Origin of the sequence: Tenacibaculum sp. nBUS_03 (assembly GCF_051201695.1) — a bacterium.
Lineage (GTDB): Bacteria > Bacteroidota > Bacteroidia > Flavobacteriales > Flavobacteriaceae > Polaribacter.
On record NZ_CP179214.1, the window covers coordinates 44,132 to 61,117 of the forward strand.

Consider the following 16,986-nt stretch of genomic DNA (forward strand, 5'->3'; position numbering starts at 1 on the left):
GATGTTAAAATGATATTTACAAAGTATTAACACGTTCTACTTTTTGTACACCATCAATTCTTTTTATACTGTCTATTAATTTGTTTAATTGAACTTTATTTTTAACTCCCAAAGTTAAGTTTCCTTTAAATACACCATCGTCACCAGTTATATTTATACTATATATATAAACATCTGTAGTGTTAGAAATAATACGAGTGATATTATTAGCAATTCCTTTTTTATCGATACCAGAAAACTCTAATGAAGCTTTAAATTCTTGCTGGGTAGAATCTATCCATTTAGCAGGCATTATCCTATAAGCATAATTAGATTGTAATGAAATTGCGTTAGGACAATCATTTTTATGCACCTTAATACCTTCATTGATTGTTACAAATCCAAATACTTTATCACCAGGTATAGGCGTACAACATTTAGATAGTGTATAATCCAGTACTTGTTCATCTTTACCAAAAACTAAAGAATCAAAGTTACTAGTAACTTCTTCTTTATCTGTAACATTTTTACCAGGGCTTCTTTTAAAGGTACTCCTAATAAAACTCATTAAAGGACCACTTCTTTGAGCTAAAAACTCTTTTAGTTTCGTATTATCTATGGCTCCATTACCAACTCTGAAGAATAAATCGAAACTTGTTTTTAGTCCAAAATAATTAGCAATCTCATGAATCGTTTTTTCATTAGTATTTATTTTTAAATGTCTAAGTTTACGCATTAAGATTGCTTTTCCTTCTTCAGCTATTTTCTTTTCTTCAGCTTTTAAAGCAGATTTAATTTTAGTTCTAGCACGAGCTGTTAAAACAAAATCTAACCATCTTACATTTGGTTTGTTAATTGCAGCAGTAAGTACTTTAACTTGGTCTCCACTTTTTAATTCGTGGCTTAAAGGAACCAATTTACCATTTACTTTAGCACCACGACATTTAAGGCCTACATCAGTATGTACAGAAAAAGCAAAGTCTAAAGCTGAAGCACCTTTAGGTAAGGATTTTAAATCTCCATTAGGAGTAAAAACATATATTTCTTTAGCATATAGGTTTAATTTAAAATCTTCAACAAAATCAACCGCATTTATGCTTTGATTTTCTAAAGTTTCTTTTAATCGGTTCAACCAACCATCTAATCCATTTTCACTTACATTACCTTGTTTATATTTAAAGTGAGCTGCATATCCTTTTTCAGCTATTTCATCCATTCTTTGTGAACGAATTTGCACTTCTACCCATTTAGCTTGAGGGCCTATAACCGTTATATGCAAGGCTTCATATCCAGTAGATTTAGGTTGTGAAATCCAATCACGTAGACGAGCAGGATTAGGTTTAAAGAAATCTGTTACTATAGAGTATATTTTCCAAGCATCAAATTTTTCATCTTTAGATTTTGGTTCATAAATAATCCTGATGGCAAACTTATCATAGACTTCATCAAAAGTTACATTTTGTTTGCGCATTTTTCTTCTGATAGAAAAAATAGACTTAAATCGACCTTTTATTTCATAAGAAAAAGCTTCTTTATTCAGAGCTTCTTTTAAAACAGTTGTAAAACTATCTATATATTTCTGTTGATCTTCTTTACTATGTTCAATTTTACTAAGTATATCACTATATACATCAGGTTCAGTATATTTTAAACCTAAGTCTTCAAGTTCTGTTTTTATATTGTATAAACCAAGTCTATGAGCTAAAGGAGCATATATGTATAAAGTTTCGGATGCTATTTTTACCTGTTTATGCGGGGGCATAGAGTCCATTGTTTGCATGTTATGGAGTCTGTCGGCAATTTTAATTAAAATAACACGAACATCATCATGGAGAGTAAGCAGCATTTTACGAAAATTTTCTGCTTGAATAGAGTAGTCTTGCTCTTTTCTTAAACTTGATATTTTAGTTAACCCACTCACAATACGAGCAATGTTTTCACCAAATAAGCGCTCCATATCATCAATAGTGTAGTGAGTATCTTCCACAACATCATGAAGTAGAGCAGCAGCAATTGAAGTTGCTCCAAGTCCAATTTCGTAGGCAACTATTTTAGCAACAGCTATAGGATGATAAATATAAGGTTCTCCTGTTTTTCTTCGTTGTTCAGAATGTGCTTCAACAGAAATTTCAAAGGCCTTACGTATAAGTTTTTTATCATCTTCTGAAAGTGTTTGATAAGTTCCTTTAAGTAAATCTTTGTATCTACTGGCTATTTCTTTATTTTCCTCTTCTATCGTTGCATTATAACTCATACACTTAAACTTTAATGTTTATAAGGTTTCAAAATGAAAAATAGTATAAAGAATTTTATTGAGCAAGAATTTATTCAAAATGTTCCTTCTACTTGAAGTTTTAATAATATTTCTAGGTTTTTTAATTAAAAAAAACTGAAGTTGTGTGGTTGATTAAACTACTAGTTAGTGGAGAGTAATAATGGTTTAGTATTTAACCTTTTCTATAATCAAATTTGTTCAAATAATTTAATTAGTGAACTTTTTGAGTTCATAGGAGTAAATTTTTATAGGTAGTATTAAAAAAAATAAGGGCAATGGTTAAAACCATTACCCTTAAAAATCAATTAAATTAGATTTTTATTTTTTAACAAACTTTCTAATGATAGATTTATTTCCATCGTTTATTTCAATAATATAAATACCATTATTAAGATTAGAAACATTAATAGCTTTAGAAACATTTCCTTGTTTAATTATTTGACCTACAGCATTGCTTATTTTAAAGTTATATTTTCTTAAATCATTTACTTTAATAGATATATTTTTAGAGGTAGGGTTGGGATAAATATCAGCATTAAATAAAAGAGCTTCATTCCCTAATTTATTATGACTTTTAGGAATTGAGTTTTTGTTATTTCTAGCAGAGGAATTTTCAATGATTACAGAGTAATCTTCTACTTCTCCATAAGCGAAATTTTCACAAGCTGATTGTGTAGTATTCCATTTCATGGAAACTCTCATTCTGGTTTTACCAGCCAAAGCTGAGGAAGGTACAGAAAAAGTACTTGTCAAGTTTGCAGAGCTAGAAGAAGATCCGCTAACAACTTCTTCACTATTTTCAAAAGTTCCATTTTGATTGAAATCAATCCAAACTTTCCAAAATTCAGTGTATGAAGAACTAGAAAAACCAGCACTTACAATAATTGTATTATTTCCGTACGTAAGATTACCTATTTTACTGGTAAAATCGGCATACCCATTATTATTTCCTGTAGTATTTGAAATCCCACCAATAGCTACATTGTCTATAAATTCATAACTAGCATTATTTCCTTTTGAATCGCAGTAATTAATAGGATTAGCTAAGGTTTTAATTGAGATAGTGTTACTTGAAGATGATATGTTATTGGCAGCATCTTTGGCTCTTACATAAAAATTATAGCTTGTAGCTGCTGATAATCCAGTAACATTGTAGTTTGTTGATGTAACTGTAGTTATTTTAGTAGTTCCTTTATATACTTCATAGCCAGAAACTGCAATATTATCTGTAGATGCATTCCAAGATAAGTTGACTGATGTTTTGGTGATAGATGAACCAGCTAAACCAGATGGGGTAGAGGGAGCTTGAGTGTCAGGAGTACTTCCGCCATCAATAGAATGCAACCCCAAACCATTGAATGTGTCTTTGGAAAGATTGTTCCATTCAGAAACAGTGTAGTTTGAATTAGGTGATTTGATAGATGTTTTTCTTTGTAAAGTTTTATCTTTAGCAAAAGCTGACGAATTGGTTGGATTCCCAATTAAATCAATTAAAACATTATTCTTAAATAAACCAATAGCGTCGTTTCCATTAAATGATAACACATTAGTGTCAGTTTTTTGAGCTCTACTTTTTACAGATGGCGAAGCACTTGAATGAGCAATGACGTAGGTTTTACCATTTGCTAATTGTCCGCTTAATGAAAGAGTACTAGTCCACCCTCCTCCATTAGAAGCTTTTTTAAGTTTATAGTTGCTTAAATTCAATGTATTTCCAGTGAAATTAGCAAGTTCAATAGCTTTATTATAAGAAGAGCCTTCAACATATTCTGAAATCAATAAATCAGCAGTTGTTACAGGAGCAGATGTAGTTGTAATATTTATCGTATTACTAGCCTCTGAAATATTGTTAGCAGCGTCTTTAGCTTTAATATAGAAGCTGTAATTAGTAGAAGCTTTTAAACTAGTTACTTGGTGGCTTGTAGAGGTAACAGAAATTAACTTTATGGAATTTAGGTATACATCATACCCAGTAACTCCCGTATTATCTGTTGCAGGATTCCAAGATAGGTTTACGGTTGTTTTGGTAATGTTAGAAGCATTTAAACTTGTTGGAGCAGTAGGAACCTGAGTATCGTTAGAGTTTCCATTTCCAAATAAATCTTCTGCTTGTGGACCTCCCCAAATTTTAGTAGCAAAAGCAGGGTTGTCAATGAAAGGATTTCTATTTCCTTGTAAGTTTTGAATAATTGGATTTCGTTGTTTCTCAAAATTAGATACTGGATCTTCGGCATTCCATTGTAAAAGTAAATTAATCATGTTGGCATCAGATGTAGCTGTACTTCCTATAGCTACATTTTTTGGTAAACATTGATTACCATATCTTAAATACATATACATCATCATTCGAGCAACATCACCTTTCCATTCATCTCCTGGGTACCATCCTCCCGAAGAATCTCCAGCGTTACCTGAACCTTGAGCAAATTTTTTGCTACTTCTTTGAGAGTTAAAAGAAATATCTGCAGGTCTTAAACTATGAACATCAGCACCTGCTCCTGAAGTACCTAAGTTAGGGTTTCCTAGTGATTTTGGATATACATGCTCTCTGTTCCATTGAGTTCCTGCACTACCACCATTATCGTCTTTGTTTCTGGTTCTATCAGTAATATAATTACCATCAGAATCATTATGGCCGTAAATTAAAAGAACTTTAGTATTGTTAGTAAGATCAAGGTCAGTTTGTTTAAGTGCATCCCATACACCTGGCGTATATGTCAAGTTTGTAGTATGTGTGGTAATAATTTTTGTTGCTAAAGCATCTTTTAAAGAAGTTCCAGTTTGGTTCAAATTCATGTTATTGTAATAGGAAGGAATTTGAGAAAAAACTGCAATTGATGTTAATAGCAGTGCGTAGAAGGGTAATAATTTTTTCATGTGAAAATCTATTTGTTATTTTTTTAAAACGCGAACAAAGTAAAGAAAAAGTATGTTCTTCAATGTTATTAAATGGTTAATAACTAAGTGAATATAAACATGGGGGGGAGGGGCTGGTTTTTTGTTTTAATTTATGTAAATTTGCATGCTAAATCCGAGATTTAAAAGATGAAGATATCATATAATTGGTTACGACAATTTTTACAAGTAGAAAAAGAAGCTGAAAGTACGGGAGAGCTATTAACAGATTTAGGTCTTGAAGTTGAGGGGATTGAAATAGTTGAAAGTATTAAAGGAAGCTTAAAAGGTGTTGTTGTAGGTGAGGTTTTAACTTGCGAGAAGCATCCGAATGCTGATAAGTTAAATGTAACTACTGTTGATTTAGGAGGGGATGAACCTCTTCAAATTGTATGTGGTGCTCCTAATGTAGCAGCAGGTCAAAAAGTACCTGTAGCAACCATTGGAACTACATTATATGATGATAATGGAAAAGGTTTTAAAATTAAAAAAGGAAAAATAAGAGGAGAGGAGAGCCATGGAATGATATGTGCCGAAGACGAATTAGGTTTAGGTAAAGGACATGATGGTATAATGGTGTTAGATGAAGATTTAAAGGTAGGTACTCCTTGTGCTGAAGTTTTTGAAATTGAAACAGACCATGTATTTGAAATAGGTTTAACTCCTAATAGAGCAGATGCCATGAGTCATTATGGGGTTGCTAGAGACTTGCGTGCTGGTTTAATTCAACAAGGAACAAGTTTAGAGTTAATATCTCCATCTGTTTCCGATTTTCATGTTGATGAACGAACTTTGAAAATAGATATTGAAGTTGAAAATAAAGAGTTAGTTCCTCGTTATTGTGGTATTACAATTACCGACGTAGAAGTTAAAGAGTCTCCTGAATGGATTCAAAATAGATTAAAAGCAATTGGTTTAACACCAAAAAATAACATTGTAGATATTACAAATTATGTTTTACACGAATTAGGACAACCACTACATGCTTTTGATACTTCAAAAATAAAAGGAAATAAAGTGGTTGTTAAAAACTTAGAGCAAGGTACTAAGTTCGTTACTTTAGATGAAGTAGAAAGAGAGTTATCTTCTGAAGATATTATGATTTGTGATATTGATGATAACCCTTTGTGTATTGGAGGAGTATTTGGAGGTGTTAAATCTGGAGTTACTGAGCATACTACTAGTATTTTCTTAGAAAGTGCTTATTTTAATCCTGTATCTATTCGTAAAACTGCCAAAAGACATTCTTTAAATACAGACGCTTCTTTTCGTTTTGAAAGAGGAATAGATATTAACATGACCGAATATGCTTTAAAACGTGCTGCTTTGTTAATAGAAAAATATGCAGGAGGAAAACTATCTTCTGATGTTTTAGACTTTTATCCTGAAAAAATAGAAGATTTTCAAGTTTTTTTGACATTCGAGAATACTTACCGATTAATAGGTCAAGAAATCCCTAAAGAATCAATAAAAAATATCCTAGCTTCTTTAGATATTAAAATCAGTAGTTCTACCGAGGCAGGTTTAGGATTGACTATTCCTTCTTATAGGGTAGATGTTCAGCGTGAAGCTGATATTATTGAAGAAATTTTAAGAGTTTATGGATATAATAATATTGAGTTTTCTCACAAATTAAATACATCAATTTCATTTGATAGTGATAAAGAAACTAAAATTGAAAATATTACAGCTAATCAATTAACATCATTAGGTTTCAATGAAACTATGGCAAATTCTTTAACAAAGGAAAGTTACATAGGGTTATCTGAAAATTTAAACATTGATAACAATGTTGAGATGCTAAATCCATTGAGTAATGATTTGAAAGTGATGCGTCAATCTTTATTATTTAGCGGATTAGAGAGTGTAGCTTACAACATAAACAGAAGGCAAAACTCATTAAAGTTTTATGAGTTTGGAAAAACATATCACAAATATGAAAGTGGTTATCAGGAAGATAAACATTTAACTTTATTTGTTACTGGTAATAGAACTAAAGATAGTTGGAAAACAGCTTCACAGTTATCGGATTTTTATTACTTAAAAGGAATTGTAACTTCTTTATTAGGAAGGCTAGGAATAAGTTCATTAAAAACTACACCTGTAAAGACGGATATTTTTTCTGAAGGTATTGTATTAAGTGTAGGGAAAATAAAATTAGTAGAGTTAGGAGTTGTAAAAAGAACTATTTTAAAAGAATTTTCAATCAAACAAGAAGTATTATTTGCTGATTTTATTTGGGGGAACGTTTTAAAGTTAATAGGAAATAAAAAACTTAAAGTTTCTGACTTACCTAAATTTCCATCTGTAAAACGAGATTTAGCCTTATTATTAGATGCTAAAGTTGAGTTTAAGGAAATATACAACTTAGCATTTCAATCAGAAAGAAAGTTGTTGAAAGGTGTTGACTTGTTTGATGTGTATGAAGGAGATAAATTACCTGAAGGTAAAAAATCTTATGCGGTTAGCTTTTTACTTCAAGATGAGAACAAAACATTAGCAGATAAGCAAATTGATAAAATAATGCAGAAATTACAGCAAACATTTGAAAAAAATTTAGAAGCTGTACTAAGATAATTTGAAAACTCCATTAACTTGGAGTTTTTTTGTACCTAATTAAAAATAATCAATACAAGGTTGGTTGTGAGTTAAATTAAAAATAAATGTATAAATTAATTATTCGTCCAATTTTTTTTCTTTTTGATCCAGAAAAGATTCATTACTTTACTTTTTCATTAGTAAGGTTTTTATCAAAAATCCCCCTAGTGTCTTTGTTTTTTAGGAGTTTATATCAGGTTAATGATAAAAAGTTAGAAAGAAATTTATTTGGATTAACATTTAAAAACCCTGTGGGGTTAGCTGCTGGTTTTGATAAAAATGCAGTATTGTATAATGAATTGGCTGATTTTGGGTTTGGTTTTGTTGAAATTGGAACAGTAACTCCCAAAGGACAAGTAGGGAATCCTAAAAAGAGATTGTTTCGTTTGAAAGATGATCAAGGAATTATTAATAGAATGGGATTTAATAATGACGGTTTAGAATCAGCAATTAAGGAATTAAAAAAGAATAAAGGGAAGATTATAATTGGAGGAAACATTGGTAAAAATACTGATACAGCTCCTGAGAATTATACTGAAGATTATGTAACTTGTTTTAAAGAGTTGCATCCTTTTGTTAACTACTTTGTATTAAATGTTAGCTGTCCTAATGTTGGAAGTCATGCAAAATTGAATGACAAAGAATATTTGTTAGAGTTGATTTCTGAAGTTCAAAAATTGAATAGTAAGGAAAAAATACAAAGACCTATTCTATTAAAGATTGCTCCTGATTTAAATAATAATCAGTTAGATGAAATAGTAGATTTGGTTAATGAAACAAAAATTGATGGTGTAATAGCTTCTAACACGTCAATCGATAGAGATGGGTTAAAAGCATCAAAAGAGAGATTGAAAGAAATCGGAAACGGAGGTGTAAGCGGTCAACCTGTTAAAAATAAAAGCACGAAAACAATAAAGTATTTGGCTGATAAGTCAAATAAATCTTTTCCAATTATTGGGGTAGGAGGAATTCATTCTGAAAAAGATGCTCTTGAAAAAATTGAAGCAGGAGCTGATTTAGTGCAAATTTATACAGGGTTTATTTATGAAGGCCCAAGTTTAGTTAAGCGAATAAATAAAGCTATTCTAAAAAAGTATTAAAATAGAGAACCTATTTTTTTTATAAACCCTTATGGTTAATTAGTATGAGGGATATATAATATTAAAATGTAAATACTATTTTAATAAAAATTAATAAGGGTTTATTCTTACTTTAAATACTAAAGTATCATTTTTTAATTCAAAAAAAAGTATGATTTACCTTGTGTTGGAGGTGTAGTCATGGGGCTAAAATAATATTACTAGTAGAACAAACAAAATCGATTATAAAATTATATAATTAATCGTTTAAATTTGAAAAAAAATAAGAATAAAAATAATGATTGAAACTCTAATATCTTTTGTGTTAGCAACCACAACATTGGCTTTTTCGCCGGGACCTGATAATATTTTTGTTCTCACACAAAGCATCGTTAATGGAAAAAAATATGGTTTAGCAACTGTTGTAGGATTGATGACAGGGTGTATTATTCATACAACTTTAGTAGCTTTTGGGGTTTCTGAAGTAATCAAAAGAAATGAAAACCTGTTTTTTATAATAAAACTTTTTGGAGCTGTGTATTTATTATATCTAGCTTTTAAAGTATATAAAAGTGATGCTAAAATTGCATTTTCAATTGAAAACGTGCAACGGAAAACAACCTTACAATTATTTAAAACTGGTTTTTGGATGAATGTATTAAATCCTAAAGTAACTATTTTCTTTTTAGCTTTTTTTCCACAATTTTTGTTTTCTAAATCAATGTCTACAGTACTACAATTTTATATACTTGGGAGCGTTTTTATTATTACTTCTTTTATTATTTTTTCAGGAATCGCAATTTTAGCTGGTTCTATATCAGGATATTTAAAACAAAATGATAGAGTTGGGGGGTATTTAAAATGGGCGCAAATTATAGTTTTTATAGGTATAGCAGCGTTAATACTCGTTTAAAGAAATTATCTTACAGTTAATTTTTTTAGGCTTCTTTTGGAGCTCCTGTTTTCTGGGTTTATAGCTAAAGCTTTTTTATAATTATCAATAGCATTGACTGTGTCTTTTGTTTTAAAATATGCATCCCCTAAACTATCAAAAGTATTTGAGCTTTTGGGGTACAAGACAGTACTTATTTTAAAAACATTAATAGCTCTATCAAAGTTATTGTTTCTTAAATACATGTAGCCGAGTTTATTTAAATTTCTTTCTTTTATGATAGGACTCAAACTGTCGTTCTTTTTAATTTTAAGATATCCTTTTAAAGCCATTTTATAATTGTTTTCAGTTAAGTATTCACTTGGTGTTTTTTCTCCTTTTGTTAATTTGTTAAAAACATATTTTTTTCCTTTGTGCTCTCTTTTAATAGCTAATTCAATATTGTTTTTTAAAGGATTAAAAATTAATTTCTCATTCAATTCTCTAACATAAAAAGTAGAGTCATTTAATTTTAGGGGATTTAAATTTTGATTCCTCCAATTTAAAAGTAACTTAGCATCAGTAAAGTGAACTTCAATAACTTCGTCAGCATTAAAATAGTAGCGTCCAGTAACTTTTTTAATGAAATCTGGTGAGTTTTTTTTTGAAGTACAACTAAAAGTTGAAAAAACAATAATTGAAATAATAAAAAAATAAGTAGCTTTCATAGTTAAGGTTGTTTATGTCAATATTTGACGCGATATTACAAAAATAGTTACAAAATAATTAAAGTATGTATGGTTGTTCTTGGCATAAGAATTGACCTATATAAGTGTCTTAATAAAAGTTAATGCTTTTAATTAACTGTATTTAAAGACTTTATATTTTTAATTGGCTTTTTGTTATTATACTGTAAATAAACAAAATGCCAACATGACAGATAAAAAATTATGAGTAAATCAAAAATTATACATTTAGACAATTTGTCGCTTCAAGACGTTTTTAACGAAAATTCTGAATTAATTCCTTTATTAACACCAGAGGATGAGGAAAATATGAATAATGAAGATGTTCCTAGTGAACTACCAATACTTCCTTTAAGAAATACAGTGTTATTTCCTGGAGTTGTAATTCCAATTACTGCTGGTAGAGATAAATCTATTCAACTAATAAAAGATGCTAATAAAGGAGATAAAGTTGTAGGAGTAGTAGCGCAAAAAAATGGGGAGGTTGAAGATCCAACAATTGATGATATTCACAAAACTGGTGTAGTAGCTCAAATTTTAAGAGTGTTAAAAATGCCAGATGGAAATACTACAGTTATTATTCAAGGTAAAAAACGTTTTGAAATAACTGAGGTAACACAACAAGAACCATATTTAAAAGCTACCGTAAAAGAGGCAATTGACGAGAGAGAAATAGATGATGAAAAAGAGTTCAATGCCATTATTGACTCTATCAAAGAGTTGGCTCTTGAAGTAATTAAAGAAAATCCGATGTTACCATCAGAAGCTTCATTTGCTATTAAAAATATTCAATCTAATTCGTTTTTGGTGAATTTTATTTCATCAAATATGGAGTTAAGTATTGCGCAGAAACAAGTATTACTTGAAAAAGATAATTTAAAGGAACGTGCTCTTTTAACGTTAAAGAATTTAGACAAAGAACTTCAAAGATTACAATTGCGTAATGATATTCAGTCTAAAACAAGATCTGATTTAGATAAACAACAGCGTGAATATTATTTACATCAGCAATTAAAAACCATTCAAGATGAATTAGGTGGTGTTTCAAATGACCAAGAGTTAGATGAAATGAGAGTTAAATCTAAATCTAAAAAGTGGGGTAAAGAAGTTGCTGAAACCTTTGAAAAGGAGTTAAGTCGTTTGAAGAGAATGAATCCTCAAATGGCAGAGTATGGAGTACAAAGGAATTATTTAGAGTTAATGTTGGAACTCCCTTGGGGTGAATATTCTAAAGATAAATTTGACCTAAAGAAAGCTCAAAAGATACTAGATAGAGATCATTTTGGATTAGAAAAAGTTAAAGAGCGTATTATTGAACATTTAGCGGTTTTGAAGTTACGTGGTGATATGAAATCGCCAATTATTTGCTTATATGGACCTCCAGGTGTCGGTAAAACATCATTGGGTAAATCTGTAGCAGAAGCATTAGGTCGAAAATATGTTCGTATGTCTTTGGGTGGATTACGTGATGAAGCAGAAATTAGAGGGCACAGAAAAACCTATATTGGAGCTATGCCTGGTCGTTTAATTCAAAATATTAAAAAATCAGGAACTTCTAATCCTGTATTTGTATTAGATGAAATTGATAAATTAAGTCAAAGTCATCAAGGAGACCCTTCATCTGCAATGCTAGAAGTGTTAGATCCAGAGCAAAATACTGAGTTTTATGATAATTATTTAGAGGTTGGTTATGATCTTTCTAAAGTATTATTTATTGCTACAGCAAATAATTTAGGGCAAATTCCATGGGCATTACGTGACCGTATGGAGATTATAAATGTAACTGGTTACACTATTGAAGAAAAAATAGAGATTGCTAAAAAATATTTATTACCCAAACAGTTAAAAGAGCATGGGTTAAATAATGATCATTTAAAACTAGGAAAAGCTCAGATTGAAAAAATTGTTGAAGGCTATACAAGAGAATCAGGGGTACGTGGATTAGAAAAACAAGTTGCAAAAGTAGTACGATACGCTGCAAAATCTATAGCTATGGAGGAAGAGTATAATATCGCTTTAACCTCGGAAGATATAGAAACTATTTTAGGAGCGGCACGCCTAGAAAGAGATAAGTATGAGAATAATGACACAGCAGGTGTTGTAACAGGTTTAGCATGGACAAGTGTAGGAGGAGATATTTTATTTATTGAGTCTATACTTTCAAAAGGAAAAGGACATTTATCTATTACAGGTAATTTAGGGACGGTAATGAAAGAGTCTTCTACAATTGCTATGAAATATATTAAGGCTAATGCTGATGATTTTGGTATTCAACCTGAAATTATTAATAACTACGATGTACATATTCATGTACCTGAAGGAGCTACGCCTAAAGATGGACCAAGTGCAGGTATTACGATGTTAACCTCTTTAGTTTCTGTATTTACTCAACGTAAAGTAAAAAATAAGTTAGCCATGACTGGAGAAATAACTTTAAGAGGAAAAGTGTTACCAGTTGGAGGTATTAAAGAAAAGATATTAGCAGCTAAAAGAGCTAACATTAAAGAAATAATTTTGTGTAAAGAAAACAAAAAGGATATTGAAGAAATTAAGCAAAGTTATTTAAAAGGGTTAAAGTTTCATTTTGTAACTGAAATGAGTGAGGTAATTGATATTGCTTTAACTAAGCAAAAGGTTAAAAATGCCAGAAAATTATTTATTAAAAAAGAAATATAAAATATTCTAATCAACTATAGAGTTTTTTTTAATCTCTATAAAATTTATATTTTCTTATAAAAACAGTTAAAAAGTTAATTTTTAACTGTTTTTTGTTTTTTTAAATATTTGATTAGTAGTACTATGTTTTATTTATCAAAATGTCCAGTTTTTTTTATAAAAATCATATTGATTTTTTAAAATAAATGTTAATTTTGCCGGCTTTAACAATAAAATTATAAAGATTTAGAATTATGAAAAAATTATTATTAGTTGCTATGATGGCATTTGGTTTAACTGTTAACGCACAAGAAACATCTTTTGGTATTACAGGAGGTTTTAGTAATATGACAGTGAAAGCTTCTTCAAATGGAATTTCAGTTTCTGATGGAGCGTCTGGATTTTACGTAGGTTTATTTGCAGACATTAAAATATCTGAAAAATTTAATATTCAACCTGAGCTAGCTTATACTGCAGCATTTAAGAATGATGAATCTACGAACGTTATCACTATGCCAATTTTAGCAAAATATTATGTAGCTGAAAAGTTTTCTCTTTTAGCAGGTCCAATGTTAGACTTAATAGTTGACGAAACTGGTGATGAATTCAATTCATTTGGTTTAGGATTAGCAGCTGGAGCTGGTTATGATTTTACAGATAATTTATTTGCTACTGCTAGATATTCTTTTGGGTTAACTAATAGAGTAGACAGTGATATAGTGTCTACTAAAATGGATTACTTTCAAGTTGGGTTAGGATATAGATTCTAAGCTAATAGTTGTAATAAATTTAAAAAGGAGAATAATTACATTCTCCTTTTTTTGTACTTAAATTAAAAAAATATTCTAAAAGATTAAGTGATTTTTATTTTGGCATGTCTTTTGATAAAAGTAGATGAAATAACTTAAAACATTAAAACTTAAATTATGAAAAAATTATTATTAATTGCTATGATGGCGTTTGGTTTAACTGTTAACGCACAAGAAACATCTTTTGGTATTACTGGAGGTTTTAGCAATATGACAGTGAAAGCTTCTTCAAATGGAATTTCAATTTCTGATGGAGCATCTGGATTTTATGTAGGTTTATTTGCAGACATTAAAATATCTGAAAAATTTAATCTTCAACCTGAGTTAGCTTATACTGCAGCATTTAAGAATGATGAATCTACGAACGTTATCACTATGCCAATTTTAGCAAAATATTATGTAGCTGAAAAGTTTTCTCTTTTAGCAGGTCCAATGTTAGACTTAATAGTTGATGAAACTGGTGATGAATTCAATTCATTTGGTTTAGGATTAGCAGCTGGAGCTGGTTATGATTTTACAGATAATTTATTTGCTACTGCTAGATATTCTTTTGGGTTAACTAATAGAGTAGATAGTGATATAGTGTCTACTAAAATGGATTACTTTCAAGTTGGGTTAGGATATAGATTCTAAGCTAATATCTATAATAAAATTTAAAAAGGAGAATAATTACATTCTCCTTTTTTTGTACTTATATTTTAAAAACATTCATTGAAATGTAAATGATTTTTTAATCGGGTATTTCTTTTGATTACAATAAATGAAGTTACTTAAATGATTAAAAATTAAATTACAAAACTACTACCAGAATTTATTTTGATGGTACCATTATACTAGTACTTTATTATTACACTTAATAGTGATGCTCCTATAGTGTATATAAAAAATGTTATTTTATTTTTTCGTGCTGTCAAAGAAAGTTATTATTTGTACCTATATGATCAATTTATAGTGATGCTCTTTAGTATCATTTGTAAACAGTTTTGAAAAACAATAAGGAATGTTCGTATTAGTGATTTTTATTTTTCACCAATATTTATACTAGCAAGGTTTATTTGTTCTGATAAATTTACTTTTAAGTGATGATCTAGGATATATAATAGGTTTTAATGCTGATAATCAAGGAGGTGTTCTTTACAGACGAATGTTAGTAGTATACTAAATTTATATAAAAAACACTAAAGTTTATGTTATCAAGATTTAAAGTAATGGGTGTACAATATTTAATTTAAAAATAGGAGTGACGTTTACTTTGTAGTAATAAGTTGCTCAAGTGCAAGTTTGTAGCACCCTTACTTATATTCCTGTTAAATTATGGTTAAAATACAAGCTAATTTGAAACTAATATTTAACAAAAAAAGACAAAAAAAATAGGGATTATTTAAACTATAGAATTACATTTGTTGATTCAAACATATAATTAAAAAATTATGAAAAAATTATTATTAGTTGCAATGATGGCTTTCGGATTAGCTGTTAATGCTCAAGAAGGACAACTTAACGTTGGAGGTACTATTGGTTTACCAGCAGGTGACGCAAGTGAAGACTTCATGGGACTTAGTGTTACAGGAGCAATCGAAGCAAACTATTTATTTAATGTTTCTGAAAAGTTTCAAGTACGAACCATCTGTATCTTACATTCATTTTAATGGAGAAGGAGCTGATGTAGCGTTTTTACCATTAGCTGCTGCTGCTCGTTATGCTGTAGCTGATAAAGTTTCTGTTGGAGCTGATTTAGGTTATGGTATTGGAATTCGTCCAGAAGGAAATGATGGAGGATTTTATTACCGTGCTCTTGTAGGTTACAAAGTAACTGACAAAATTACGGTACACCTTGATTATTCTGCGAATAATGTAAGTGAAGGTAATTTAAGTTCTACATTTGCATCTTTCGGACTTGGAGGAACGTATTCTTTCTCTTTATAGTCTTGTAGAAAGTAGAAAATTAAACAAGCCATCTAAAAATATATTTTTAGATGGTTTTTTTGTTTATATTATTTAAGGTATTTTAAATTTAAATACTCTTTTCGTTATATTTCTATTTCACTACTTTAGTTTTTCCTTTTATAATAGCAAAATTGCTAAATTCCTTTCTATTAAGTCTTAGAGGTTTTTGTTCTGTTTTAATCACTATTAAGTCCTTGTTTTGTTAATATGCGTTATGTTTTTTAACAGCTTATCAAATTAATATACATTTAATTTTTATAAATGAATATTTTAATTTCAAATCACGTGTACTTCCATTATTTTTAATTCAGTTTTTAGTATCCATTTTTAGTTGTATTAGTACATCAATTGTATATTTACTAATTATTCCTTCTACAGCAGCCTTACTTTTTTGCAATATCTTAAAATATTAAGTGTTTTAAAAATGTTTTTTCTACATACATAAATAGTAAAAGAGGATTATTATATACAGTATTCTTTTTAAGGCTAACCTAAGAGATAAATTAACTTTAACATTTATAGTACTTCTAAGTACTAAGGTGAATATATTCTTGGGGCAAACACCATCAGTTTAACCTTTTATCTACATATTGAATAATTCTTTAATTAAGTTATTGTTTAATATTCGAATTTTTATTTAAATCGAAAAAGTAAATTAGAGATTAAAATATTTTTATTGTAAGAGGTTAATATTTAATTAATTGACATTTAACCCCTAAAACATGTAGTTAGTCTACAGAACACACTTATTATAACTTTTGAAATTTCTAACTCTTTAAATATAGTTTAATTTTAAAGTAGAGTAATTCTAAAATATATGTGTATGAAATTAAAATACTTTACAATAACTTTTTTCTATTTATGCTTCTATTTAAAAGTTTTTTTATTTCTACTAATTCGTAGCGATTAAATAATTTTAATAAAATTCCATAAACCAATTTGATTAGATTAAAAGAGACGCTATTTGGTTTCTATTTTATCTACGTATTTGTAGTTTGTTTTCTCACTGTTTTTTTATTCACTGTTTCCAAATTTGTTAATTTATTAACTTATAAATATAAAAAAATATAGTTTTTACTCCCTTTCATAATTAATTTAAAACCATATTTAAATGATGTATTTCTTAAACATT

The 16,986-nt window shown here is 29.2% G+C and carries 11 protein-coding genes; 8 read left to right on the top strand and 3 right to left on the bottom strand.

All coding sequences use genetic code 11. The annotated features are described in order from the left end of the window. Window positions 1–16: 16 nt before the first annotated feature. Both ACMFBB_RS00215 and ACMFBB_RS00220 read right to left on the bottom strand, forming a co-directional pair. The gene (locus tag ACMFBB_RS00215) at window positions 17–2,233 is read right to left on the bottom strand and encodes a RelA/SpoT family protein (protein WP_435262464.1); all 2,217 of its coding nucleotides are present in this window, start codon (window positions 2,231–2,233) and stop codon (window positions 17–19) included. A gap of 339 nt (window positions 2,234–2,572) precedes the next feature. Further along, window positions 2,573–5,131 (bottom strand): endonuclease, encoded by a 2,559-nt coding sequence (locus ACMFBB_RS00220; RefSeq protein WP_435262465.1) that lies wholly within the window; start codon window positions 5,129–5,131, stop codon window positions 2,573–2,575. A 168-nt stretch (window positions 5,132–5,299) separates the two neighbouring features. Between ACMFBB_RS00220 and pheT the strand changes: the two genes are divergently transcribed. The 3 genes from pheT to ACMFBB_RS00235 all read left to right on the top strand — a co-directional run bounded on the left by pheT (window position 5,300) and on the right by ACMFBB_RS00235 (window position 9,739). Further along, window positions 5,300–7,726, top strand: coding sequence for a phenylalanine--tRNA ligase subunit beta (gene pheT / locus ACMFBB_RS00225; RefSeq protein WP_435262466.1), 2,427 nt, complete (start codon window positions 5,300–5,302; stop codon window positions 7,724–7,726). Window positions 7,727–7,812: 86 nt separating this feature from the next. After that, window positions 7,813–8,847: a quinone-dependent dihydroorotate dehydrogenase gene (locus ACMFBB_RS00230; protein WP_435262467.1), complete on the top strand. Its 1,035-nt coding sequence runs from the start codon at window positions 7,813–7,815 to the stop codon at window positions 8,845–8,847. A 277-nt stretch (window positions 8,848–9,124) separates the two neighbouring features. Beyond that, complete coding sequence (locus ACMFBB_RS00235; protein WP_435262468.1) at window positions 9,125–9,739, top strand: LysE family translocator; 615 nt, start codon at window positions 9,125–9,127, stop codon at window positions 9,737–9,739. A 5-nt stretch (window positions 9,740–9,744) separates the two neighbouring features. Here the strand turns inward: ACMFBB_RS00235 and ACMFBB_RS00240 are convergent, their stop codons facing one another. Beyond that, window positions 9,745–10,425: a tetratricopeptide repeat protein gene (locus tag ACMFBB_RS00240; protein WP_435262469.1), complete on the bottom strand. Its 681-nt coding sequence runs from the start codon at window positions 10,423–10,425 to the stop codon at window positions 9,745–9,747. Window positions 10,426–10,647: 222 nt separating this feature from the next. Between ACMFBB_RS00240 and lon the strand changes: the two genes are divergently transcribed. The 5 genes from lon (at window position 10,648) to ACMFBB_RS00265 (ending at window position 15,833) form a co-directional block, all read left to right on the top strand. After that, a complete protein-coding gene (gene lon / locus ACMFBB_RS00245; protein ID WP_435262470.1) occupies window positions 10,648–13,119 on the top strand; it encodes an endopeptidase La in 2,472 nt (823 codons plus the stop codon). Window positions 13,120–13,352: 233 nt separating this feature from the next. Beyond that, window positions 13,353–13,868 (top strand): porin family protein, encoded by a 516-nt coding sequence (locus tag ACMFBB_RS00250; RefSeq protein ID WP_435262471.1) that lies wholly within the window; start codon window positions 13,353–13,355, stop codon window positions 13,866–13,868. A 156-nt stretch (window positions 13,869–14,024) separates the two neighbouring features. Continuing rightward, window positions 14,025–14,540 (top strand): porin family protein, encoded by a 516-nt coding sequence (locus tag ACMFBB_RS00255; protein ID WP_435262472.1) that lies wholly within the window; start codon window positions 14,025–14,027, stop codon window positions 14,538–14,540. Window positions 14,541–15,337: 797 nt separating this feature from the next. After that, window positions 15,338–15,556 carry a hypothetical protein gene (locus ACMFBB_RS00260; RefSeq protein WP_435262473.1) on the top strand — a complete coding sequence of 73 codons (219 nt, stop codon included), beginning with the start codon at window positions 15,338–15,340 and terminating at the stop codon, window positions 15,554–15,556. Continuing rightward, window positions 15,504–15,833 carry a hypothetical protein gene (locus tag ACMFBB_RS00265; RefSeq protein WP_435262474.1) on the top strand — a complete coding sequence of 110 codons (330 nt, stop codon included), beginning with the start codon at window positions 15,504–15,506 and terminating at the stop codon, window positions 15,831–15,833. Before ACMFBB_RS00260 ends, ACMFBB_RS00265 begins: the two co-directional genes overlap by 53 nt. Window positions 15,834–16,986 lie beyond the last annotated feature (1,153 nt).

What these genes read in the sequence shown, in the direction of transcription:
- ACMFBB_RS00215 (WP_435262464.1), bottom strand. Translation starts at nt 2,233, where the DNA reads ATGAGTTATAATGCAACGATAGAAGAGGAAAATAAAGAAATAGCCAGT.
- ACMFBB_RS00220 (WP_435262465.1), bottom strand. Translation starts at nt 5,131, where the DNA reads ATGAAAAAATTATTACCCTTCTACGCACTGCTATTAACATCAATTGCA.
- pheT (WP_435262466.1), top strand. Translation starts at nt 5,300, where the DNA reads ATGAAGATATCATATAATTGGTTACGACAATTTTTACAAGTAGAAAAA.
- ACMFBB_RS00230 (WP_435262467.1), top strand. Translation starts at nt 7,813, where the DNA reads ATGTATAAATTAATTATTCGTCCAATTTTTTTTCTTTTTGATCCAGAA.
- ACMFBB_RS00235 (WP_435262468.1), top strand. Translation starts at nt 9,125, where the DNA reads ATGATTGAAACTCTAATATCTTTTGTGTTAGCAACCACAACATTGGCT.
- ACMFBB_RS00240 (WP_435262469.1), bottom strand. Translation starts at nt 10,425, where the DNA reads ATGAAAGCTACTTATTTTTTTATTATTTCAATTATTGTTTTTTCAACT.
- lon (WP_435262470.1), top strand. Translation starts at nt 10,648, where the DNA reads ATGAGTAAATCAAAAATTATACATTTAGACAATTTGTCGCTTCAAGAC.
- ACMFBB_RS00250 (WP_435262471.1), top strand. Translation starts at nt 13,353, where the DNA reads ATGAAAAAATTATTATTAGTTGCTATGATGGCATTTGGTTTAACTGTT.
- ACMFBB_RS00255 (WP_435262472.1), top strand. Translation starts at nt 14,025, where the DNA reads ATGAAAAAATTATTATTAATTGCTATGATGGCGTTTGGTTTAACTGTT.
- ACMFBB_RS00260 (WP_435262473.1), top strand. Translation starts at nt 15,338, where the DNA reads ATGAAAAAATTATTATTAGTTGCAATGATGGCTTTCGGATTAGCTGTT.
- ACMFBB_RS00265 (WP_435262474.1), top strand. Translation starts at nt 15,504, where the DNA reads ATGTTTCTGAAAAGTTTCAAGTACGAACCATCTGTATCTTACATTCAT.